Source organism: Sinomicrobium halophytocola, assembly GCF_052983395.1.
The window spans coordinates 132,714-155,988 of record NZ_JBRKIT010000027.1 but is presented as its reverse complement, the minus strand read 5'-3'; the positions used below and the strand labels follow the sequence as shown (position 1 = coordinate 155,988).

The window sequence follows — 23,275 nt, the reverse complement described above, 5'->3', positions numbered from 1 at the left end:
TGTAGCGTCCTAAAAAAGCGTTACAGGATTAACAGGATTAAAAATACTAAATATCCCATCAAACGATCGTTTGATGGGATATTTTCTTTTTGTACGATTTTATTTTTACTTCATTTTGTTTGTGCATGTCTTCTGGCGTGTTCATAGCACATGACAGATGTGGTCTTTTTGCGTTGTAAATAGCGATACTTTGTTTCACGATTTGTTTCACGGTATTGATATCTAACTTTTGGATATCGATCAAGAACTCCTGCTTTAAAATACCATTGATACGTTCGGCAACAGCATTTTGATAAGGGTCATAGGATTCAGTCATACTGCATTTTATGTGGTTTTTCGCCAATATTTTCTGGTACTCTTTACTGCAATATTGAAAACCTCTGTCGGAATGATGTATTAATCGCTTTTTAGGGTAACTTCTGTTTTTAATAGCAAATTTTAATGCTTTAACAGAGCTATCTGTTTCCAAGGTATTGGATAGGGAGTATCCAACAATCTTTTTGGAATATGCATCTGTGATAAGCGATAAATACATGGGGTTTTGCCTGGTTCCTATATAGGTAATATCCGCTACCCATAGTTGTTCTGGTCTATCAATAACCTTATCTTCGATCAGGTTTTTATGCTTTTTGAAGCGATGGTGCGAGTTGGTGGTTATATGGTAACTTCGCTTGTGCTTTATCAACAAATGATTAGCCTTAAGTATAGCAAATAAACGATCCCTCCCTACGGACAGATCTTGTAAGGGGTCTTGTAAGATATGGTACAGCTTCCTTGTTCCAACCTTAGGAAGTTCCATACGGACCTCTTTGACCAGTTCGAGGACTTTTTCGGCCGTGGCTTGCCGTTTTTTTCTGGATGTAATTGCTCTGTAATACACCTGCCTGCTGACCCCAAGTAACTCACAGGTCGATGAGATACTTTCATCATAATATGCCCTAAACATATCGATTACTTGGGTTTGGAGTTTTTTCTGATAGGAATGTTATATTCTTTTTCAGCAAGCTCTATCATCATATCGAACAAAATAGCCTTTTTGTCTGCTCGTTCGGCGATATGCTCTGCACGGGCTTTCTGTTTTTCTAAGAGCTTTATTTTTTGCTCTAACTCGATGATTCGTTGTTCTGGACTCTTGGGCATGGGGTTATAACTTTGATTATCCCAATCAAAATTACCATATTTTTTCAACCAATCCACTATAGTCGATTTAGCCTGAATCCCATATTTGCTTAACGCTTGTGATCGGGTAAGCTCTCCGCGCTCTATTTCGCCCACTACTCGAAGTTTAAAAGACATCGTATAGTCTTTCTGTGTGCGCTTTACATAAGTCGTCTGTGGTTCTTTTTTCATTACACTTTCATTTTAGTGTAACGCTATTTCAGGACGAGACATAGTATTATAAAAAATAAACCTGCCTTTGGGCAGGTTTATTTTTTATTGCTGTATTTTTACTTTTTTCTTATCTCCCTAAGATTTTTTCAGTCTCTTCCGGAGTGCCTTTTGCCGGGACTTCTTCTTTTACCGTTTTCCCTTTCACCGTTTCGGGCATTATAATTGCCGCCCGGGTATTTTCATTCTCTCCGGCAGACATCCTTACATCCACTTCCTTTCGGATATCCTCCCGTAAAGAAACCGTATCGGCCGTATGTCCTCCTAATATTGGAGCAATAACCAGTCCTACCAGGCAGGTTAATTTAATAAGAATATTCATAGACGGCCCGGAAGTGTCCTTAAAAGGGTCTCCGACCGTATCTCCGGTAACCGCAGCTTTATGAGCGTCCGAACCTTTATAGGTCATTTTACCATCTATTTCTACCCCAGCCTCAAAAGATTTTTTAGCGTTGTCCCAGGCACCTCCTGCATTGTTCTGAAAAATGGCCCATACCACACCGGACACCGCCACACCGGCCATATAACTTCCCAGCGCTTCAGCTCCCATCACGAAACCTATGAGTACGGGTGAAAGAATGGCTATGGCACCGGGCAATATCATTTCGCGCAGCGCGGCCTGGGTTGATATATCCACACACCTGCCGTAGTCCGGTTGCCCCGTCCCTTCCATGATTCCAGGGATTTCTCGGAACTGACGCCGTACTTCCTTCACCATTTCCATAGCTGCCTTCCCCACACTCTGAATGGCAAGAGCAGAAAAGATAACGGGCACCATACCACCGATAAACAATGCGGCAAGAACATCCGCCTTAAAGATATTTATTCCATCAATACCTGTAAAGGTTACATATGCTGCAAAAAGTGCCAGGGCGGTAAGGGCAGCAGAAGCAATGGCAAATCCTTTACCCACCGCGGCAGTGGTGTTGCCCACAGAGTCCAGTATATCCGTACGTTTCCTGACCTCTTCCGGAAGTTCACTCATTTCCGCCACCCCTCCGGCATTATCTGCTATAGGTCCAAAAGCATCAATAGCCAACTGCATGGCTGTAGTAGCCATCATCGCCGATGCCGCAATGGCCACTCCGTAAAACCCGGCCAGAGCATAGGAACCCCAGATGGCTGCTGCAAATAAAAGCACAGATGAAAAGGTAGATTTCATTCCCGTAGCCAGTCCCGCTATAATATTGGTTGCAGCACCCGTTGATGAGTTTCGCACGATATTCAGCACCGGTTTTTTACCCAAACCGGTATAGTATTCCGTAAAAAACGATATGAGACCGCCTACCGCCAGCCCTATAATAGTAGCAAAAAAGACATTATTGTTGGGGATTTCCTTAAATCCTTCCCCGAAAAATTTCATGTGAATGGTCGCCGGAAGCATCCATTGGATCAAAAAGTAACAGGCTACAACGGTAAGAATAATGGCGAGCCAGTTCCCCGTATTCAAAGCCTTTTGCACTTGTGCTTCTTTGGCTTCATTACTACTTATCCGCACTACCAAAGTGCCTATAATCGATGCGATGATACCTACTCCGGCAATCACTATGGGAAGTAAGATAGGCCCCATCCCTCCGAATGCATCGGTAAAACCACCATTGACCTCCGCCATCTCCCGGATAATGTAATTTCCAAGAACCATAGAGGCGAGAACGGTAGCTACATACGATCCGAAAAGATCCGCACCCATACCGGCCACATCTCCAACATTATCGCCCACATTGTCTGCTATGGTTGCCGGGTTTCTCGGGTCATCTTCCGGAATACCCGCTTCTACCTTTCCTACCAGGTCCGCCCCTACATCTGCCGCCTTGGTATAGATACCTCCGCCCACACGTGCAAACAGGGCTATGGATTCCGCCCCCAGTGAAAACCCGGCCAGGGCTTCCAAAACGATGGTCATCTCTTCATAAAAACTCGCTTCACCAACAATGAACATTTTGGTAAATACAAGGAAGAAAAGACTGAGCCCTAAAACTGCCAATCCGGCCACACCAAGGCCCATTACGGTACCTCCCGAAAAAGAGACTTTAAGCGCTTGTGGTAAACTGGTCCTCGCAGCCTGCGTAGTCCTCACATTACTCTCGGTGGCAATGCGCATGCCGATGTTTCCCGCCAGAGCGGAGAAAAAAGCTCCAAAAACAAAGGCCACAATAATAAGCCAGTGTGTAGTGGGCACAAAAAAGGCTATAACTCCGAGAGCAATAGCCGCAATGATGACAAAAATAAAAAGAAGGCGATACTCGGCATGCAAAAATGCCAGTGCGCCTTCTTTGATGTATTTGGAAATGGATTGCATCTTTTCATTTCCTGCATCCTGTTTTTTGACCCACATTGCTTTTACAAGCATGTAGACAAGCCCCAGGATTGCCATAATAATCGGCAAAAAAATAGTATTGGACTCCATATTTTTCAAGGTTTTTATAAATAAATCACCATAAATGTAATAAAAATGAATGGTTATCTGTAAGTCCGATATTAAAGAATTATGAATGCACAACACTTCCGTTTAAAAATAAAAAGATAAAACGGCAGCAGAATTATCATTTTTATTACTTCGATAATAAAACACCTCACCCGTTCTCCAGGCCCCGAAAATAAAGGTAAAAAAACATTTCATTTTATTTATACTAAATATAAATAATATATTAATTTGGTCCCCGTTAAACGAAGACCTCCACAATATGAAATTTTGTATCACTTATTTCCTGCTACTTGCCAGCTGTATCATGCACGCGCAGCAGCGGGCTACTGTTACCGGGAAAGTAACCAACGGGGCGGATGAACCCGCAGCTTTCTCCAATGTATTCATAAACGAATTAAGCCGGGGCACTTCTGCCGATGAGAACGGTTATTTCCAATTAAAGAACATTCCTCCCGGAAATTATACCCTAACAGTATCGGAAATTGGTTTTACCTCGCAGGAACAAAACATTACCCTGGTGGAAGGACAGATCTTGGACCTCAACTTTCAGTTACAGGAAAGCGTAACTGCTTTACAGACTGTCGAAGTAATAGGGCGTAAAGAAAAGAGCTACAAAAACACTACATCGTTTGTAGGTGCCAAAACAGAGATCGCACTTAAAGACCTTCCCCAGGCGGTTTCTTACGCTACCAAAGAACTTATTGCCGACCAGGGCGTAATGCGTGTCGGTGATATTGTTAAAAACTTCAGTGGTGTGAACCAGAATACTTTCTACGACGATATTATTATAAGGGGATACCGCATTAACGGTGGCAGTAACACGCAATTGCTTAATGGTATGCGAACTTCTACCGGCTTCTGGAAACAACCTTTAGCCAATTACCTGGAACGTGTAGAAGTATTAAAAGGGCCTTCCTCCGCCCTGTTCGGAAATGCTTCTCCGGGTGGAGTTATTAACCGGGTCACCAAAAAACCACTGGACGAGGTGAGGAATTCCGTGAGTTTTTCCACAGGAAGTTTTAATACCCTCAGGGCTTTGGGAGATTTTACAGGGCCCCTGACCAAAGACAAATCACTACTGTACCGTCTTAATATAGGATATGAAGATGCCAACAGCTTCCGCGATCTGCAATTTGATAAAAATCTCGTTATAGCACCCTCCATTTCCTTTCTGCCTACTGACAAAACAAGAGTGAATTTCGACCTTATCTACAACAGTTCGAAAAGCCGACTGGACCGGGGACAATCCACTTTTAAGGATGACCTGTATTCTACACCCATATCACAGTCCCTGAGTGCTACTAACGACTTCCTCAATGAAGAAACCTATATTATTACCATAGCGCTTAACCATCAGTTTACCGACAACCTGTCCTTCTCGGCATCATACATACGCACCGGATATAACGAAGATCTTCTGGAACACAGAGGGGCCAATCAATATGCCGTAGACAGTCTCGGCCAGCCTATCCCGGACCAGATAGCAATGCAGGTATTCCAGCGCAAGCGCAAGAGATTTATAGACAATCTTTCTACTTTCTTCAACTACAAAACACAAACAGGGCCCCTGAGTCATAACCTCATTGTAGGATATGATTACGCTCAGCAGGAAATACCCAGTGGCGGATCGCAATTACAGGCGAACGGTTACCTGACAACTGACGGAGGAGCCAAGAATTACGACCCGGAAACTCCCGGAGACTTCCGCTTTGATTCCAATAGCAACCCCATACCCAACGTTGCACATTTTGACCTGACAAATCCCGTGGCTTCTCAACAGTTAAAAGACATGAACAATTATGTCTACACGGTACGGTCGTACGGCCCGGAGCTATATAACTCTCATGGTGTATACCTACAGGATCAGATCAGCTGGGAAAAGCTGAAAGTACTGGTTGGCCTCCGCTACGATTACTACACAGATAAACTAAATTACGGCACACCCGATGAGAACAGCGTGAACCAGGACGCTTTTCTCCCGAGAATAGGGGTTACTTATTCGGTTACAGACAATATCAATCTCTACAGCACCTATGTTCAGGGATTTGAACCGCAGACAGCTTCTAACATGGACCCCAACCTGGGAGGGCCTTTTGATCCGCTGGAAAGCAATATGATAGAATTCGGTGCAAAATCATCCTGGTTCAACGGTAAACTGGATGCTACGCTGGCCTTATACCAGATCGAACAGAAAAACACCCTTTATGCCCAACCCGGCACAGATTCATTGCAACAAGTAGGAAAAGACCGTTCCCGGGGTATAGAGATAGATCTTAACGGACGTATATTCCCTAATTGGAGTGTCAGTGCCTCCTACTCCTTTATCGAAGCTGAGATCGTAAAGGATGCCGAAGGTAACCGTAGCGGAATTCAAAAGCCGAATACACCAAAACACCAGGGAAATTTATGGACCAGGTATAACATCAACCACGGCGAGTTTAAAGGACTGGGGGCAGGTTTCGGCACCAACTTTGTTACCGAAAGGGTACTGCAGCAAAACAGTGCGCAGACCATACCGGGATATACCTTACTCAATGCAGCACTTTATTATACCGTAAATAAATTTACTTTACAACTCAACCTGAACAATCTTACAGACAAAACCCACTGGGTCGGAGGATACGATTATATCCGTTTATTCCCGGGAACACCCAGAAACTGGCTTTTAACCGTAGGATACTCTTTCTAAATGAAACGACTGAAACCCTATATCAAAACAATACACTTATGGCTGGGGCTTGCCTCCGGCCTTGTGGTTTTTATTGTGGCGCTAAGCGGAAGTGTCCTGGTTTTTGAAAAGGAACTGGGGCCTTTTTTCGATCCGTCCTACTACAAGGTCCCGCAGGTTTCTTCCGAAAGATTTCCGGAAGACGTTCTGATAGCACAGGCACGGAACAGGCATCCGGGTTCCGAATTTACAAACCTTTACGTATTTAACGATCCCGGGAGAAGTGTCTTGATACATCTTACGGATAATGATAACCAACGGCTTGTCATCTCCGTCGATCCCTATTCCGGTGCTATCCTGAAAGACACTTTTTATAAAAAACGATTTTTCACCATAGTTACCGAACTACACCGGTACCTGTTAATGGGAAATACCGGCAAGGCCATAACCGGTGCTTCCTGCCTGATATTCGTCGTATTGCTTATTAGCGGTATTGTACTTTGGTGCCCGGTGAAACTCAAAAACCTGAAACCTCGCTTAAAGGTCAAATGGAATGCTTCCTTTAAACGGGTTAACTGGGATATTCATTCCGTATTCGGGTTTTACAGTTCCCTATTCCTTCTCTTCATTGCACTTACAGGCCTCATCTGGTCCTATCGTTGGTACGAAAATCTGATGTATTACATTGCAGACGGGGCATCCAAGCCCATACACCGCGTAAAAAACGTATCCGTAAAAGATACTGCAGAAAGAAGAGATTATTTCTATGCTTCCATGTTACAAGCAACTGACAGCCTCTTTCCCTACCGTGGGGATATCCGCCTTATTCGCGATATGAAGGGGGACAACAGTATTCTTATTTTAAAAGAAAGCCTGGAAGCCGGCATACCCAATGTACGGGATATGGCATACTTTGATATGTATTCGGGCAAACGGTTGAAGATCACATTGTATAAGGATCTTTCCACGGGAGATAAAGTACGGCGTCTTGTCTACCCCATTCATATAGGCAGTATTTATGGCTATCCTACCAAAATACTGGCTTTCCTGGTATGTCTTGTCGCCGCTTCTTCACCGATAACCGGCTTTATAATATGGAGAGGCAGGAAGAAAAAGACCGCCCTGAAGTCCAAAAGAAAAGCTGAACAACGAAAAAACAAACGCCTGCTTCAAAAGCAGGATGCAGTATAAAAACAAAAAACAGCGAAGTACATCCGCTGTTTTTTATTGTTCTATCCTAAATAGTTTACGCAATACTGAATAGCCCTGCTTCCTTATTCTGAAGAGACTCAAAACGGTCTATACATGCGTCTATGATCTCATAAGCTTCTTCTACATCTCCCCAACCGCCTACGTCAACCTTTTTTTGTTCCAGATCTTTGTATACCTGAAAAAAATGTTCAATTTCCTTTTTCTGATGCGGGTTCATATCTCCCAGATTGCTGAGTTTATTCCATATCGGGTCAGATATCGGCACACAAACGATCTTTTCATCCGGTCCCTTTTCATCCGCCATGTGAAAAACGCCAATGGGCTTAACTTCCATTACACAACCTGGAAAAGTAGATTCGGTAACCAGCACGAGCACATCCAGCGGGTCGCCATCCAATGCCAGGGTTTCGGGAATAAACCCATAATCCGCAGGGTAATGCATAGAAGAAAATATCATCCTGTCGTAACGAACTTTCTTCAGTTTAAAATCGTATTCATATTTATTTCTGCTCCCCTTAGGGATCTCTATTAAAACGTCAAAAGACTTTAATTTCGCTGCGCTCATAATTATACAATGTGTTAAGAAGGATGCAAAAATACAGAAGATGCCTGTAAAACACAATTTAATTTTTATTAATGTAAGGCTTATCTGATATCTTATATTTTTTTTAGAAAAGTTGAATTTTGTTTATGTAATTCTACCAATATTTAAAAATAAAATCCGAAGGTGCCCGTAATGCTAAACCTTCGTGCGTCGGGCATATTCAGGTAATTTCCCCTAAAGTTAAAATCTATCCGGAATACCTTGAAGATATTACCTATCCCGAATGAATATTCCCAATACACCTTTTCAGAAGGGGCTTTGAGCATCATATTGGTCGGCTGGCTGAGCGCAATATTTTCATCCGAAAGTTCTCCCCACACTCCACGGAGGCCTATTATTTCACGCAGGTTCAGTTTCCGCAACAGGGGGAGTCTTGCAAAAATCCGTCCGTTGAAGTTATGTTCAAGGTGCATGGAAACATAAGTATCGGTAACGAATTCGTAAAAGTCGAGGTTTGGAAACGTATTAAATATGGAAAAATAAGTCTGGTTCCCGGGAACGACGCTCAATAATCCCAATGGGACTTCCCCAAAGGTCTTTCCGGCTTCTACAGTGGTATATAACCTTCCGAAACCTCCCACACTCCAAGGCTTACGGAAGTAGAACTGTATTTTCTCATAATCAAAATCACTTTCCAGAAAACCACTGACACCCTTGGCGTAATTGACAAACAACCTGGCATATTCATCGTTCACATCCCTCCGTTCTACTCCATAGCCCACGGTTTTACGTCCGGGTGTATACTCTACCGAAGTCGTCAGTTCCAATTGTTTGACCTGTGAAGCTATCCCGGTAGGGGAGTTCGGGTCTACATAGTCCAGGCTAAAAGCCTCCGGAACAGCAGAACGCAGGGTCCGGAATGATCCCCCGACCTTCACCCGGAAGTTCTTTGCCGGTTCCATTTCCATATCTGCAGTCGTAAGGTTTATATTGGTCAGTTTATCATTGGAACCCACGGTAAATACCGAGGAAGAGGCATAACTTCTCCCCAGCACATCGTTATTCGGCGTAAGGCTCACCCCTATCTGTTCCACATCACGCCGGTTCCCCGCAGAAATAATAAGCCGATTCTCCCGGTTGAGCAACCATTTTGCAGATATTCCGTATTTGAATTTTTTATCCTTAAATCCATAAGCCCCGAAACCTTCTATCCGCCACGTATCATTGGGACCGAAATAGGTCCGCCCCCCTCCCCGTATACGTATCCCTTCTGCATCATTATATCCGAAAGAGGAAAAAATAGGGCCGTAATCCATATTCCATTTATCGATCTCCACATAACCAGAGGCCAGTATTTCTCCGATGCTGTATAGACGTTTAAATTTAGGAACTGTTTTCAGAGTATCCAGCATTTTATAGATCCCCGACTCATTTTTATTCAAGGCTTCCAGCCTGTTTTGTTCCCAGAAGGTACTATCCCTCTCGAAGATCCGGGCATCAAAACGGTCTACTTCTTCATTATAAAATGACTTTGGCTTCTCTTCGTCAAATACGTAGTTATCGTAAATCGTGGTTCGCTTACCGTAAATTCCGCGGGATTCTTCTTTCTTGTTCAGGCTGAAATCGCTCATCATATAATCCCGGGTTAAAAGGAAAACGGAATCATTGAGCACATCAAACTCCTGCTCTATATAAATCTCCTTTACCCAGTTGATATTGGCACTTTTAGTAACCTGCAGATTTATCTTTTTTACGGCATAGGTCGTATCACTCACCCAAAAATCACCCTTGAATGTCAGTTCGTTCTTCCTGCGCGGGTAATAGATAACGTTATAGCACCATTTGTTATCTATATAGGTACTGTCGGTCAATACGTAATTATAAGTATCTATCCCCACTCTGGAAATGGGGCTTACAAAGCTCTTGTCGAAAAACTTGAGATAACTCTTGTAGATATCGTATTCGGAATACAAGTCCTGAATGAAAGAAATAATATTCTGGTTAGAACTGAAACCCGAATTTTTATTACCGATCAGCTTTTCTTTCTTCTTGTTAAGCTTATTATCCCCATGGACTTCATAAAAGGCCTCATTGATAAAAACAGGAAGATAGGTTTTTCCTGTGATCCTGGAAGTATCCATCTGATCGAAAATAAACTCCATTCCCTTAAAGAGCTTCCCATTAATCAGACTACTATCTATGGTATTCAGGTCAAACTCTACTTTTTCGTACTTATCATACCTGTACTGGTCAAAACCACGCACACCATTCTTGCGTTTCCTTTCCAGGACTTTCTTCAAAAGCTCTATAGCGGGATTGTTTTTTTTGGACTGTTTCCCTACATATACCACGACCTCCTTGAGCTGTTCTCCCTCTTCAAGTTCCACCTTCATATCGTAGTTTGCCCCTTTGTTGAGTGTTACCTCTTTTGTAGCATATCCTACGAAAGAAACTACGAGGGTGGAAAAATTGTTTTCGGATTCCAGATAAAACCTTCCGTCATCGTTGGTAATTGTCCCTTCGGAAGAATTTTTAAAAATAACGTTGGCAAAGGGGACAGGGGCCCCGGATTCATCTATTACTATACCGCTTACCTTGGTCTGGGCATGTATTACTACCGATAAAAGTAAAAGTATCCCGGCTAAAAGTTTCTTCATATATATAGTTAAATCCTAAAACACACAACAGACATATATTTTTTGCCCGGAACACCCTTTTTCAACCTGATTTCCGGCCCGGGCCGACGATGCCTTTAAAATAAAAAACTTCACCAGCAAAGCATTGGTGAAGTTTATATAACGCAAAAATATTTATTTTATTGATATAAAACCTTCTTAACTGCTTTGATAACATCTTCATGGTTCGGCAACCATTCTGCCAGTAATACCGGAGAATATGGTGCCGGAGTATCGGCGGTATTTATTTTGATTACGGGGGCATCCAGAAAATCAAAAGCCTGTGACTGCACCAGGTAAGTAATCTCCGTAGAAACATTACCAAAAGGCCAGGCTTCTTCCAGTATTACCAGGCGGTTTGTCTTCTTCACTGATTTCAGAATGGTCTCCTGGTCCATCGGACGTACAGTCCGAAGATCAATGACCTCGCAGCTTATCCCTTCCTTTTCCAGTTCATCAGCCGCTTTATAAGCCTCTTTTATAATCTTTCCGAAAGAAACGATGGTCACATCTGTACCTTCTCTCTTAATATCGGCAACACCCAAAGGTAAGGTATATTCGTCTTCCGGCACCTCTCCTTTGTCGCCGTACATTTGCTCCGATTCCATAAAGATAACCGGATCATTGTCACGAATAGCAGACTTTAACAATCCTTTAGCGTCGTACGGATTGGAAGGCACTACCACTTTAAGTCCCGGGCAATTGGCAAACCAGCTCTCAAAAGCCTGTGAGTGGGTAGCTGCAAGCTGCCCTGCGGAAGCTGTAGGCCCACGGAAAACTATGGAGATATCGAACTGCCCTCCGCTCATCTGGCGCATTTTAGCAGCATTGTTGATAATCTGGTCTATACCCACCAACGAGAAGTTAAAAGTCATAAATTCAATAATAGGCCTGTTTCCTCCCATGGCAGAACCCACTCCCACTCCGGCAAAACCGAGTTCGGAAATAGGTGTATCCAAAATCCTGTCAGGACCGAATTCGTCAAGCATCCCTTTGGAAGCCTTGTATGCACCGTTGTATTCGGCCACTTCCTCACCCATGAGGTAAATAGTTTCATCCCTTCGCATTTCTTCGCTCATGGCTTCGGCTATGGCTTGTCTAAATTGTATTGTTCTCATGTACTATATTAATATTGAATAAAACAGCATCTTCTGTGTAAGCGAAGCAAAAATAGTAATAAATAAAAATTTTACACCCTGCATTTTCATAAATTTTATAACTCTTACAGGCTTTCTTGTTTTGCAGCATCGGCTAAGCACCCTCATGGCACACCTCCCGCACTTTTCTCATTTTTGTCCTCACCCTTAAAATCTCTTCTCCCCAAAATAAAAAAACAGAAACTTCTTTCAAAAAAATATTATGCACGCATAGCATATTTAGGAAATAATCTCTATCTTCGTAACGATTATTTATTTCAAAATAAAGACAGAATCCGAAGACTAAGGTCTGAAGCTCTTTTGCCTTTACCTTCGGTTAAAATCCCAAAAAACAGAAACATGAAGATATTAGTATGTATCAGTCACGTTCCGGATACGACCTCCAAGATCAACTTCACGGATGGCGACACGAAATTCGACACCAATGGCGTACAGTTTGTCATTAACCCGAACGATGAATTCGGCCTTACCAGGGCCATGTGGTTCAAAGAGAAACAAGGTGCAACGGTAACCGTAGTAAACGTAGGCGGCCCGGAAACCGAGCCTACGCTCAGAAAAGCCCTGGCCATAGGTGCGGACGAAGCCATACGGGTCAATGCTCAGCCCACCGACGGCTTTTTTGTGGCCGGACAACTGGCAAAAGTGGTTCAGGATGGCGGATACGACCTGGTCATAGCCGGGAGAGAATCTATCGATTACAATGGCGGTATGGTTCCCGGCATGCTGGCTTCTCTTACCGGGGCTAACTTTATCAATACTTGCATAAGCCTGGAAGTCAAAGGTAATGCAGCCACTGCCATCCGGGAAATAGATGGTGGTAAAGAAACCGTAAAATGCACACTTCCCCTCATCATAGGCGGACAAAAAGGACTAGTTGAAGAAAGTGACCTGCGCATACCCAACATGCGTGGTATTATGATGGCGAGACAAAAGAAACTGACCGTCCTGGAGCCGGAAAACGGACAGGGCCAGACATCCGCTGTAAAATTCGAAAAACCAGCACCGAAAGGAGAGGTAAAACTGGTTTCTCCTGACAACCTCAACGAACTTATCCGGTTACTTCACAACGAAGCTAAAGTAATATAATCCGTGTTTTACGTGAACACTCAAAAACAGAAAAGATATGTCTATTTTAATATATACGGAATCCGAAGAAGGAAAGTTCAAAAAAACGGCATTTGAGATCGCTTCTTACGCCAAGGCCCTCGCCGGACAAACCGGAGATACGGTGACAGCAGTAGCCGTTAATGTGGACAACACCTCAGAACTCGGCAAATACGGTGTAGACAAGGTATTGAAAGTAACGGATGAAAAACTGTCCGGTTTCAATGCTCGTGCCTTTGCCGATGTCATTAAACAAGCTGCGGAGAAAGAAAGCGCAAAAATAATTATTATCAGCTCCAGTGCCAACGACAAATACCTGGCCCCGGTACTGGCCGTTAACCTGCAGGCAGGATATGCTTCCAATGTAGTAGCACTTCCCGAAAGCACTGAACCTTTCCGTGTAAAGCGGACCGCCTTTACCAATAAAGCTTTCAACATCACTGAGTTTAGTACGGATATAAAACTCATAGGCCTTTCAAAAAACTCATTCGGACTGAAAGAGACCGAAGGCTCCGCTTCGGAAGAAACCTTCTCTCCTTCCCTTGACGATAATGATTTTGCCATCAAAACAGAATCTGTAGACAAGACCACCGGGAAAGTGACTATTGCCGATGCCGATATTGTTGTATCGGGCGGACGCGGACTCAAAGGTCCTGAAAACTGGGGAATGGTCGAAGAACTGGCGGGCATACTCGGAGCAGCAACCGCTTGTTCCAAACCGGTATCTGATATGGGATGGAGGCCGCATAGTGAACACGTGGGGCAGACTGGTAAACCCGTAGCGGCCAATCTGTATATTGCCGTGGGTATTTCCGGAGCCATTCAACACCTGGCAGGTATCAATGCTTCTAAGGTTAAAGTAGTTATCAATACAGACCCCGAAGCACCTTTCTTTAAAGCTGCGGATTACGGTGTGGTGGGTGACGCCTTTGAAGTTGTTCCCGCACTCATTGAAAAATTAAAGGAATTTAAAGCACAAAACTCATAATTTTTGGTAAATTGTGCCCTTAAAGGGCTGTCTGAATTCGGGATATGCCCACTGTTCGGACAGCCCTTTTATTTTCTCCTGTTAACACAGTTCAGGCTTTTTCCGGTCCAGTCGTTCATACCGGGAAAAACCGGCGGATAACGGAACCTGGTACCTCAAAATATAAATTCGGGGCCCGACAGTGAGGAATTCGCATGAAATTTTTTCATCTTTGCCTAAATATTGAGGTGATAAGTTTTATGCCCAGTTGTATATACATATGAGTTTAGTCAGGTTAAATATAAAAGGAATATCGTACAGCCAAACACAAAACGGCGCTTACGCACTTATTCTCAATGAAGTAGAGGGCGACCGGAAACTCCCGATTGTTATTGGTGCCTTTGAGGCCCAGTCTATAGCCATTGCCCTGGAAAAAGAAATAAAACCTCCCAGGCCTTTAACCCACGATCTGTTCAAAAATTTTGCAGACCGTTTTGATGTTGTGGTCAAACAGGTGATCATCCACAAACTGGTAGACGGCGTATTCTATTCCAGCATTATTTGTGAAAGGGATAAGATCGAAGAAATTATCGATGCCCGCACCAGCGACGCTATAGCCTTGGCACTGCGTTTCAATGCGCCCATCTTCACTTATAAAAATATTCTTGACAAAGCCGGCATTTACCTCAGCTTCTCCCCCAAGGACAAAGACCAGAAAGAAGAAGAAGAAGTTCTCTCAGAAGACATTGTTTCAGGTAAAGAAGAAGCTGCTTCCGCTTCCGAAGATTACAGTGCCCTGACCCTACAGGAACTGCATAAAATGCTCGAAACGGCTGTGACTAACGAAGATTACGAGAAAGCTGTGAAACTCCGGGATGAAATTTCCAAGCGGGAAAAAAAATAATCGTAGCACATGCATAGATCTTTACTTGTTTCCCTGAATGCCGCCATAGAACCCAGCCAGGGATTCTCTATTCAAGGCTTAGGAAGGGGTATATTGGGGATGGTAGTACTGATCGCCATTGCCTACCTGTTCAGCAACAATAAGAAAGCGATAAACTGGCGTACGGTGGGGCTTGGACTTCTCGCACAACTCGTTCTGGCCATCGGTATCTTAAAGATTCCTTTCGTACGGGAAATCTTCACTATACTTGGTAAAGCGTTCAACAAAATACTTACATTCACCGAAGCAGGAACCAAATTTTTGTTCAGTTCCTTCGTAACCAATGAAATAGAGAGTCCTCTTCTCAATTTCGCCGTTACCATCCTCCCAACCATCATTTTCTTTTCAGCACTTACATCTGTATTATTTTACCTGGGAATAATCCAAAAAGTAGTTAAGGCTCTGGCCTGGTTATTAACCAAGCTGCTGAAGATATCCGGTGCGGAAAGCCTTTCGGTGGCAGGTAATATTTTTCTCGGGCAAACCGAATCCCCCCTGATGATAAAAGCATATCTGGAAAAAATGAACCGCTCGGAGATATTACTGGTAATGATAGGCGGTATGGCCACGGTAGCCGGTGGTGTTCTCGCCGCATATATCGGTTTTCTCGGCGGATCGGACGAGGCGCTTCGGCTGGAATTCGCCCGTCACCTGCTGGCGGCATCTGTTATGGCAGCTCCCGGCGCTATTGTCGTATCCAAAATACTGGTACCCCAGACAGAAAATGTGAGTGAGGTGGTTGAAGTCACCAAACAAAATATAGGCTCCAATTTCCTCGATGCCATGGCCACCGGAACCACCGAGGGCCTTAAACTGGCCGCCAATGTTGCTGCCATGCTCCTCGTTTTTGTAGCTTTCATTGCCATGGTCAATTACGGATTGCTCAAACTAGGCGAAATAGGCCATATCAACGAGTGGGTTGCTCAGCACACTCCATACAGCGAATTATCCCTGGAGCTTGTCCTTGGCTATGTCTTTGCCCCCCTCATGTGGGTCATAGGAGTAGCACAGGAGGACATGGCGCTCATGGGCCAGCTCCTCGGGGTTAAACTTGCCGCCAGTGAGTTTGTAGGATACATACAACTCGCCCAATTGAAAGACGCTTCCCAATCCTTGCATTTTACCTACAACAAATCTATCATTATGGCAACATACATGCTCTGCGGATTTGCCAATTTTGCTTCTATAGGGATACAGATAGGTGGCATAGGCTCTCTTGCCCCGGGACAACGTAAAACCTTATCCGAATTCGGAATGAAAGCGGTACTGGGTGGTACATTGGCTTCACTGTTGTCCGCCACCCTGGCAGGAATGATCGTAGGATAATCGGAACAAAGAAGGTATGAAAGGAAAGGAACCATATATTAATACAATGTTAAAACAGGGATTTACCTTCCCCGCATAACTAATGCCTCCTGACAATTTATTAATTTTGTCTCCCGACCCTAATCCTAAAGATGAAGTTTCATGTTGCGGTTTTTCAGTAAGTTCAAGTATCTCGCCATCACCCTTTTTATCCTTTCGGCTATTATCATAACCCTCTTTTACAATGCGCTTAAACCCCAGGAAATACTCCCCATATATCAGCCATCTATGGTAAAGACCGAACTGGTGGACAGCACCATACAATACGTTAAAAAATACCATACCATAGCCGACTTCAGGCTTATCAACCAAAACGGAGATACTGTTACCCAGGAAGATTATAATGACAAGATATACATTGCCGATTTTTTCTTTACGACCTGTCCGTCCATCTGCCCCATCATGACGGATAACATGGCAGATATCCAAAAAGAGATCATGCCATACGATGATGTAATGCTCCTCTCCCACTCCGTTACCCCGGAAATAGATTCTGTCCCTCAATTAAAAAAATACGCCCTGGAAAAAGGAGTAAACGATAAAAAATGGAATCTTGTAACCGGTGACAAGAAACAGATCTATGAACTGGCCAGGAAATCCTATCTCGCAGTGCTGAACGACGGGGACGGTGGCCCTTATGACATGATACACACCGAAAACTTCATACTTGTCGACAAAAAGAAACGCATCCGGGGATTTTATGACGGCACCAACGAAGAGGATATGAAAAAGCTGCTTCACGATGTGAGTGTACTGAAATCGGAGTAAAAACACAAAATAAAATCCTAAAACACTTTTTTATATTGTACGCTTATCCTTGCTTTCATTCCACAACAATTTCATCAGGTATAAAATAGGAGAAAGGAACCCATTGATAATCTTCCCCGTTTTTCCCGATATATCCCAGCCCCGGCCAGGGCAAATGTGTGGTCATAACCAGTGTACGGTTAGCGTAACAATCTTCCAGTTCCTTTTTTCGTGTCTCTACCCCTTTATTAAAATCCACATCCCATTGTGTGCCCCATTCAGGTTTTGCGATTAACAAAGGTGTATGCACAATATCCACAACATGCTTTATAGATGCTCCTTCCGAAAAAACGGTAAAAATCGTATGTCCCGGTGTATGTCCTTCGGCCAGTTCGGTCCGGATGCAGGAGAACAATGTATCGCCATGCCTGAATTTTAACAACCTGTCCCCGATAGCCAGAAATACCCTTTGAGCCAAAAGAACACTGCTTTTCGGATTCTCAGGATTCTTACTTTTCGAAAAATCCGGATTATCGGAAGTCCAGAAATCATATTCCTTTTCGGCTATATGATACCGGGCATCCGGATACAGCAGCTTTCCGTCTTTACCGGTAATCCCCCCTATATGATCGATATGCGCATGAGTAATCAGTATATCCGTAATGTCAGAAGACCGGATCCCTCTATCCTCCATGTTTTTCAGTAGCCATCCGCCAGTTTCCCCGAAAAGATGACCACTTCCGGCATCTACCAGTATTACCTGTTCCCCGTCCTTTATAACCATAACGTTGATAGCCCCCTCCAGCCGGTCTTCTTTCAGATATATCTGCTTCAATTCGCGTTTAACCAGGTCCGGATCGATCCCGGGGGCAAACACGGGCTGTGGATCAGGTAATGTAATATGACCATCGGAAAACAAAAAGATTTCCAGTTTTCCCAACACCAGTCGCACACACCCCTTTTTTTTAAAACTGTAATCTATTTTCTTGTTGTCCCCGAATGCCATTGCTCCCGGAATAGCGTAAACACCGCCGGCCAAGGCACTTAACCGCAACCATTTTCTTCTGTTCATTATAGTTGTTTTTAGATTAACGAGTTTCAAAATTATTTCAATAGTTGCCCACTCACAAGTATGTACTTTTTAGTATCTTACATACTTAAAAGAAACTAAAACTGATTATCAATATATTAACCGATATAAAAAAATGAAAAAAAATACCAACAGTGTCATTTGTCCGGTGGATTATGCCTTCCGGCGTATCGGGGGAAAATACAAAGGCAGGATCCTATGGTATCTGCACCAGCATCAGGTACTGCGGTACGGGGAACTTCGCAGGGCCATCCGGGATATAACCACTAAAATGCTAACCCAAACATTACGCGAACTGGAAGATGACGACCTGGTTCACCGCAAAGTATACCTCGAAGTACCTCCCAAAGTAGAATATTCTCTTACCGAAACAGGAAAGGAACTTATCCCGTTCATAGAGTACCTATCTCAATGGGGAGAAAAACAAATGACAAAAGAACAAATGGAGATGATAAACTGCCAGTGATATCTAAAAATCGGGCCATCTTTCTATGCCTCCTGAGAGATTCATTATAGAAAAAAGGAGGCCATACTACCAGATAAATACACATCCGACCGTTAGAAAATACGTTAAAACAGTTCTGCATTCACCAGTAAAATGGTTCTATTCCCTAAAAAGATGTTAAAATTCCCGGGCATATTTTTTCCTAAAACACACATATCTCCCTGTTAATCCCTTACTTTTGCCAGCTACTGTGCTTTTAATACGTTAACACTCATTTTTCTAAGCTAACTTTTTGTATTATTTTTGACTACTTAAATTGATTCTAAATAAAAATTGAAAACAACTATAGCACATCTGAAACGCGGCGAAAAGGGTATTATCAAAGATATTCCGATAGATATTATTCCGGTTAAATTATTTGAAATGGGATGCCTCCCCGGAAATGAGGTAGAACTGTTACAGGTTGCTCCTTTCAAGGATCCGTTGTACCTGAACATCAACGGTTCTTTTCTTTCCATAAGACGGGAAACCGCCCTGCTTATAGAAATAGAGAAAATAAATGAAACCCCGGAATTATGATATTGACAAACAAGCAGATAAAGGTAGCACTCATTGGGAACCCGAATACCGGAAAAACTTCGGTTTTTAACCAACTTACCGGGCTTAACCAAAAAGTAGGTAATTACCCGGGGATCACCGTAGAAAAGAAGGAAGGTATCTGCAAACTATCAAGAGGTGTAAAAGCTCATATACTGGACCTCCCCGGCACCTATAGTCTCAATGCCACTTCGCTGGATGAAAATGTCGTTATAGAACTGCTGCTCAATAAAAACGATAAAGATTATCCGGATGTAGCCGTGGTGATCACCGATGTGGAAAACCTGAAACGAAATCTTCTTCTGTTCACTCAGATCAAAGACCTGAAACTTCCTGCCATCCTAGTCATTAACATGGCCGACCGGATGGACAGAAAAGGGATTACCCTCGATATCGAATCCCTGGAAAAAAAACTGAATACCAGGATAGCTTTAGTGAGTTCCAGAAAAGGTACGGGCATTGATAGGATCAAAGAACTCATACTGGACTACCGCGGTCTTTCCACAGAACCTTGTGTCAACGCTTCGGTAATAGACCGCTCTTATTTTGAAAACCTGCAGAACGCTTTCCCCGATCACGAATTATACAAGTTGTGGCTGGTAATTACACAAGATGTTAATTTTGTAGAACTCAACCGTCACACGGTACCGGTGCCGGACACTTCTTCTTTTAATACCAAATCGCGTTCGGAACTTAAAAGATTACAACAAAAAGAAGCTATCCACCGCTACCAGTTCATAAACGGTACGCTTAAAGAAGGGTATAAAACGGATATCCATGCCGCCAAAGGTCTCCGGGCTACCCTGGACAGGGTTCTGACACACAAGGTATGGGGATATGCGATATTCTTTGCCATACTCCTTCTTATGTTCCAGGCTATCTTTAGCTGGAGCGCCTACCCTATGGACTTTATCGATGAGTCCTTTGCCTCACTCAGCGAATGGGCAAAGAGCGTCTTACCGGCAGGGGTATTTACAGATCTCATTGCAGAAGGACTCATTCCCGGTATTGGCGGGGTCGTTATTTTCATACCGCAGATAGCATTTCTTTTTCTTTTCATTGCCATACTGGAAGAATCCGGTTATATGAGCAGAGTTGTTTTTTTAATGGACAAGGGAATGCGCCGGTTCGGCCTGAGCGGTAAAAGTGTGGTGCCCTTGATCTCCGGGGCGGCCTGTGCCATTCCGGCGGTTATGGCTACGCGCAATATCGAAAACTGGAAAGAACGGCTTATTACCATACTGGTAACACCTTTTATGACCTGTTCTGCCAGGTTGCCCGTATACCTTATTATTATTGCTCTCGTAATTCCGGACCAACGTTTCATGGGACTCAATATCCAGGGACTTATGCTTATGGCGCTCTACTTTATCGGTTTTCTCGCCGCTGTCGGGTCTGCTTACATATTGCACAAATTACTGAAATCCAAAACCAAATCTTTCTTTGTGGTAGAAATGCCCAATTACAAGATCCCGTTATTTAAAAATGTAGCCATTACCGTAGTTGAAAAGACAAAGAGTTTTGTTTTCGGCGCCGGAAAGATTATCCTGGCAATATCCATTATTTTGTGGTTTCTGGCTTCCAACGGCCCTTCGGAACGATTTGATAATGCCGGACAAATTATTACGGAACGGCACCAGGGAGAAAATATTAGTGAAGATGAGCTTAACACCGAGATCGCTTCCTATCAACTGGAAAATTCGTATATTGGTATAGTGGGCAAAGCTATAGAACCGGCGATACAGCCACTGGGCTATGACTGGAAAATAGGTATTGCACTTGTAAGTTCTTTTGCGGCAAGGGAAGTATTCGTGGGTACGCTGGCCACAATATACAGCGTAGGCAGTGAAGAGGAAGATACGATCAAAAACCGTATGGCCAAAGAAACCAACCCGCAAACAGGAGGTAAACTATTTAACCTTGCTTCCGGGGTATCCTTACTGCTATTTTACGCCTTTGCCATGCAATGTATGAGCACCCTGGCTATAGTAAAAAGAGAGACCAACAGCTGGAAATGGCCCATGATGCAATTGGTATTCATGAGTGCTATTGCCTATGTTACGGCTTTGATAGCCTACCAGGTATTGAAATAATTTTTAGCTTAGTACATGACAAAATTCGATTTTAGCACTATTTATCGGAAAATCAGTTTTACCCTACCCCTAAAGGGAACCCGATTTTCCTCGATTTCTCCCTTTAGGCGCTGCATTGAGCCCAGTCGAAATGGCTGGGGGCAAAAATCGAGGAAAGTTCTGCGAAATTCAATTTTGTCATGTACTAAAAATTTTTAGCATCTAAAACAGCACAATAATGCCCGACATACAAACCATATTAGTTTATATCGCAGTCGCCATAGCCATAGGTTTCCTGGTACGCAAATTTTTGCTTCCGAAAAAGAAAAGTAAAAAAACCTGTGGCAGTGCCGATTGCGGGTGCCATTAAAACCCGGGAGTTACACCTCTTTAACCCAGGGCCACATCCAGAGCCATCATAATAATAAAACCTCCTATAAAGCCCAGGGTGGCGATATCCGTATATTTATCCTGCTGTGTTTCCGGGATAACTTCCTCCACTACTACATATATCATGGCTCCCGCAGCAAAAGAAAGTGCGTAAGGCAATGCCGGGGTAAAAAAGGAAACGGCAAGTGCTCCTATTACGCCTGCAATAGGTTCTACAACCGCAGAGAGCTGCCCGTACCAAAAGCTCTTTTTACGGCTCATTCCCTGCCGGCGCAGGGGCATCGCAACCGCTATGCCCTCGGGAAAGTTCTGTATCCCTATGCCGAGAGCCAAAATTACCGCTCCGGCTATTGAAGCTTCCGGTATTCCCGCTGCCACTCCTCCGAAAAGCACGCCTACGGCAAGCCCTTCCGGAATATTGTGTAAGGTAATGGCCAAAACCAGCAAGGTAGTCCGGTGCCAGCCTGTCTGTACGCCTTCTGCCTTGCTCTCCTTAAAATTGATATGCAAATGCGGAAGCAAGCGGTCCAGACCAAAAAGAAATGCCGCCCCAAGGGCAAAACCCACGGCCGAAGGAAGCACTTTGGCAAAACCTTCCCCCCCACTCATGGCAATGGCCGGCGCCAGCAGACTCCAGAAACTCGCTGCAACCATAACGCCGCCGGTAAAGCCCAACATGCCGTCCAGCACAATACGTTTCATTCCCTTAAACAAAAAAACCAGCGCTGCTCCGGCAGCCGTAAGCAACCAGGTAAACGTTGTAGCCAGTAAAGCCCCCATCACAGGGTCTATAGACTCAAAATAGGCAATCACCTTATCAAACATAATGTTATATTTTTTTTACGTAAAGATTATTTGCCGTCAGGGAAGATATATTAATTTTCGTGTTACCGATCCCTATCGATACCGAATTGTCAAAAGGTTCCTTGGAAAGTACAGTCAGTTCATCTCCCAGCGAAATCTCCAGTTTGTCGAGGTATTGTAAAAATTCTTTAGAGGAATTCTTAACCCCTACACAAACCCCTTTTTCACTAACTTTAAGAGTGGCCAGTAATACTTTGGGAGAAGGCTGTATGTTGCCGTGTTTATCCGGTATAGGATCTCCGTGCGGATCTACTGAAGGATAATCCAGGAAAACATCCAGCTCTTCGATTAGTTTATCCGATTTTATATGCTCCAGTTGTTCTGCAACCTCGTGCACCTCATCCCAGGAAAAATTTAGTTTTTCCACCAGAAAAACCTCCCAAAGACGATGTTTCCGGATAACATTTACCGCATAAAGCATTCCCTCTTCCGTAAGTTTCGCTCCCTGATAACGTTTGTATTTGACAAGTTTTTTTTCCGACAACCTCTTAATCATATCCGTTACGGAAGATGCTTTGGTGTCCATCACCTCGGCAATAGCATTGGTAGAAACCGCTTCTTTAGCATCTTTACCCAGGTGATATATGGCTTTCAGATAGTTCTCTTCGGACAGCGTCATAA

The 23,275-nt window shown here is 43.7% G+C and carries 20 protein-coding genes; 11 read left to right on the top strand and 9 right to left on the bottom strand.

The genetic code is table 11. The features are described 5' to 3' along the window. Positions 1–58: 58 nt before the first annotated feature. The 3 genes from ACVBDY_RS10925 to ACVBDY_RS10915 form a co-directional block, all read right to left on the bottom strand. Positions 59–946 (bottom strand): IS3 family transposase, encoded by an 888-nt coding sequence (locus ACVBDY_RS10925; RefSeq protein WP_447173799.1) that lies wholly within the window; start codon positions 944–946, stop codon positions 59–61. Positions 947–951: 5 nt separating this feature from the next. Then, a complete protein-coding gene (locus ACVBDY_RS10920; RefSeq protein ID WP_447173800.1) occupies positions 952–1,350 on the bottom strand; it encodes a hypothetical protein in 399 nt (132 codons plus the stop codon). Positions 1,351–1,459: 109 nt separating this feature from the next. Further along, positions 1,460–3,796, bottom strand: coding sequence for a sodium-translocating pyrophosphatase (locus ACVBDY_RS10915; RefSeq protein WP_447175517.1), 2,337 nt, complete (start codon positions 3,794–3,796; stop codon positions 1,460–1,462). Positions 3,797–4,073: 277 nt separating this feature from the next. Between ACVBDY_RS10915 and ACVBDY_RS10910 the strand changes: the two genes are divergently transcribed. After that, positions 4,074–6,503, top strand: coding sequence for a TonB-dependent siderophore receptor (locus tag ACVBDY_RS10910; protein ID WP_447175516.1), 2,430 nt, complete (start codon positions 4,074–4,076; stop codon positions 6,501–6,503). After that, positions 6,504–7,673, top strand: coding sequence for a PepSY-associated TM helix domain-containing protein (locus ACVBDY_RS10905; protein ID WP_447175515.1), 1,170 nt, complete (start codon positions 6,504–6,506; stop codon positions 7,671–7,673). It begins immediately after the preceding gene. 55 nt (positions 7,674–7,728) lie between these two features. Here the strand turns inward: ACVBDY_RS10905 and ACVBDY_RS10900 are convergent, their stop codons facing one another. From ACVBDY_RS10900 to ACVBDY_RS10890, 3 genes are all read right to left on the bottom strand, one after another. After that, positions 7,729–8,259: an inorganic diphosphatase gene (locus ACVBDY_RS10900; protein ID WP_447175514.1), complete on the bottom strand. Its 531-nt coding sequence runs from the start codon at positions 8,257–8,259 to the stop codon at positions 7,729–7,731. 143 nt (positions 8,260–8,402) lie between these two features. Further along, positions 8,403–10,895 (bottom strand): DUF5686 and carboxypeptidase-like regulatory domain-containing protein, encoded by a 2,493-nt coding sequence (locus ACVBDY_RS10895; RefSeq protein ID WP_447175513.1) that lies wholly within the window; start codon positions 10,893–10,895, stop codon positions 8,403–8,405. A gap of 158 nt (positions 10,896–11,053) precedes the next feature. Next, positions 11,054–12,031, bottom strand: a complete 978-nt coding sequence (locus ACVBDY_RS10890) for a pyruvate dehydrogenase complex E1 component subunit beta (protein ID WP_447175512.1) — start codon at positions 12,029–12,031, stop codon at positions 11,054–11,056. 378 nt (positions 12,032–12,409) lie between these two features. On the opposite strand from ACVBDY_RS10890, the gene ACVBDY_RS10885 reads away from it, so the two are divergent. The 5 genes from ACVBDY_RS10885 to ACVBDY_RS10865 all read left to right on the top strand — a co-directional run bounded on the left by ACVBDY_RS10885 (position 12,410) and on the right by ACVBDY_RS10865 (position 17,217). Beyond that, entirely contained in the window at positions 12,410–13,156 is a 747-nt protein-coding gene (locus tag ACVBDY_RS10885) for an electron transfer flavoprotein subunit beta/FixA family protein (RefSeq protein ID WP_447175511.1), read from the top strand. 37 nt (positions 13,157–13,193) lie between these two features. Beyond that, positions 13,194–14,162, top strand: a complete 969-nt coding sequence (locus tag ACVBDY_RS10880) for an electron transfer flavoprotein subunit alpha/FixB family protein (protein ID WP_447175510.1) — start codon at positions 13,194–13,196, stop codon at positions 14,160–14,162. A 259-nt stretch (positions 14,163–14,421) separates the two neighbouring features. After that, positions 14,422–15,045, top strand: coding sequence for a bifunctional nuclease family protein (locus tag ACVBDY_RS10875; protein ID WP_447175509.1), 624 nt, complete (start codon positions 14,422–14,424; stop codon positions 15,043–15,045). Positions 15,046–15,054: 9 nt separating this feature from the next. Further along, positions 15,055–16,410: a NupC/NupG family nucleoside CNT transporter gene (locus ACVBDY_RS10870; protein WP_447175508.1), complete on the top strand. Its 1,356-nt coding sequence runs from the start codon at positions 15,055–15,057 to the stop codon at positions 16,408–16,410. 141 nt (positions 16,411–16,551) lie between these two features. Further along, complete coding sequence (locus ACVBDY_RS10865; RefSeq protein WP_447175507.1) at positions 16,552–17,217, top strand: SCO family protein; 666 nt, start codon at positions 16,552–16,554, stop codon at positions 17,215–17,217. A 55-nt stretch (positions 17,218–17,272) separates the two neighbouring features. Here ACVBDY_RS10865 and ACVBDY_RS10860 read toward each other — a convergent pair whose 3' ends face one another. Continuing rightward, a complete protein-coding gene (locus ACVBDY_RS10860; protein ID WP_447175506.1) occupies positions 17,273–18,268 on the bottom strand; it encodes an MBL fold metallo-hydrolase in 996 nt (331 codons plus the stop codon). 133 nt (positions 18,269–18,401) lie between these two features. Between ACVBDY_RS10860 and ACVBDY_RS10855 the strand changes: the two genes are divergently transcribed. From ACVBDY_RS10855 to ACVBDY_RS10840, 4 genes are all read left to right on the top strand, one after another. Beyond that, entirely contained in the window at positions 18,402–18,752 is a 351-nt protein-coding gene (locus ACVBDY_RS10855) for a winged helix-turn-helix transcriptional regulator (protein WP_447175505.1), read from the top strand. A 312-nt stretch (positions 18,753–19,064) separates the two neighbouring features. Continuing rightward, positions 19,065–19,310: a FeoA family protein gene (locus tag ACVBDY_RS10850; protein WP_447175504.1), complete on the top strand. Its 246-nt coding sequence runs from the start codon at positions 19,065–19,067 to the stop codon at positions 19,308–19,310. Further along, positions 19,307–21,421, top strand: a complete 2,115-nt coding sequence (feoB, locus tag ACVBDY_RS10845; protein WP_447175503.1) for a ferrous iron transport protein B — start codon at positions 19,307–19,309, stop codon at positions 21,419–21,421. Before ACVBDY_RS10850 ends, feoB begins: the two co-directional genes overlap by 4 nt. A gap of 217 nt (positions 21,422–21,638) precedes the next feature. Further along, on the top strand, positions 21,639–21,770 hold the full coding sequence (locus ACVBDY_RS10840) for a FeoB-associated Cys-rich membrane protein (protein ID WP_447175502.1): 132 nt from the start codon (positions 21,639–21,641) through the stop codon (positions 21,768–21,770). Positions 21,771–21,790: 20 nt separating this feature from the next. On the opposite strand, the gene ACVBDY_RS10835 is transcribed toward ACVBDY_RS10840, so the two are convergent. Then, entirely contained in the window at positions 21,791–22,615 is an 825-nt protein-coding gene (locus ACVBDY_RS10835) for a ZIP family metal transporter (protein WP_447175501.1), read from the bottom strand. A gap of 4 nt (positions 22,616–22,619) precedes the next feature. Next, positions 22,620–23,273 carry a metal-dependent transcriptional regulator gene (locus tag ACVBDY_RS10830; protein WP_447175500.1) on the bottom strand — a complete coding sequence of 218 codons (654 nt, stop codon included), beginning with the start codon at positions 23,271–23,273 and terminating at the stop codon, positions 22,620–22,622. Between the last annotated feature and the right edge of the window lie 2 nt (positions 23,274–23,275).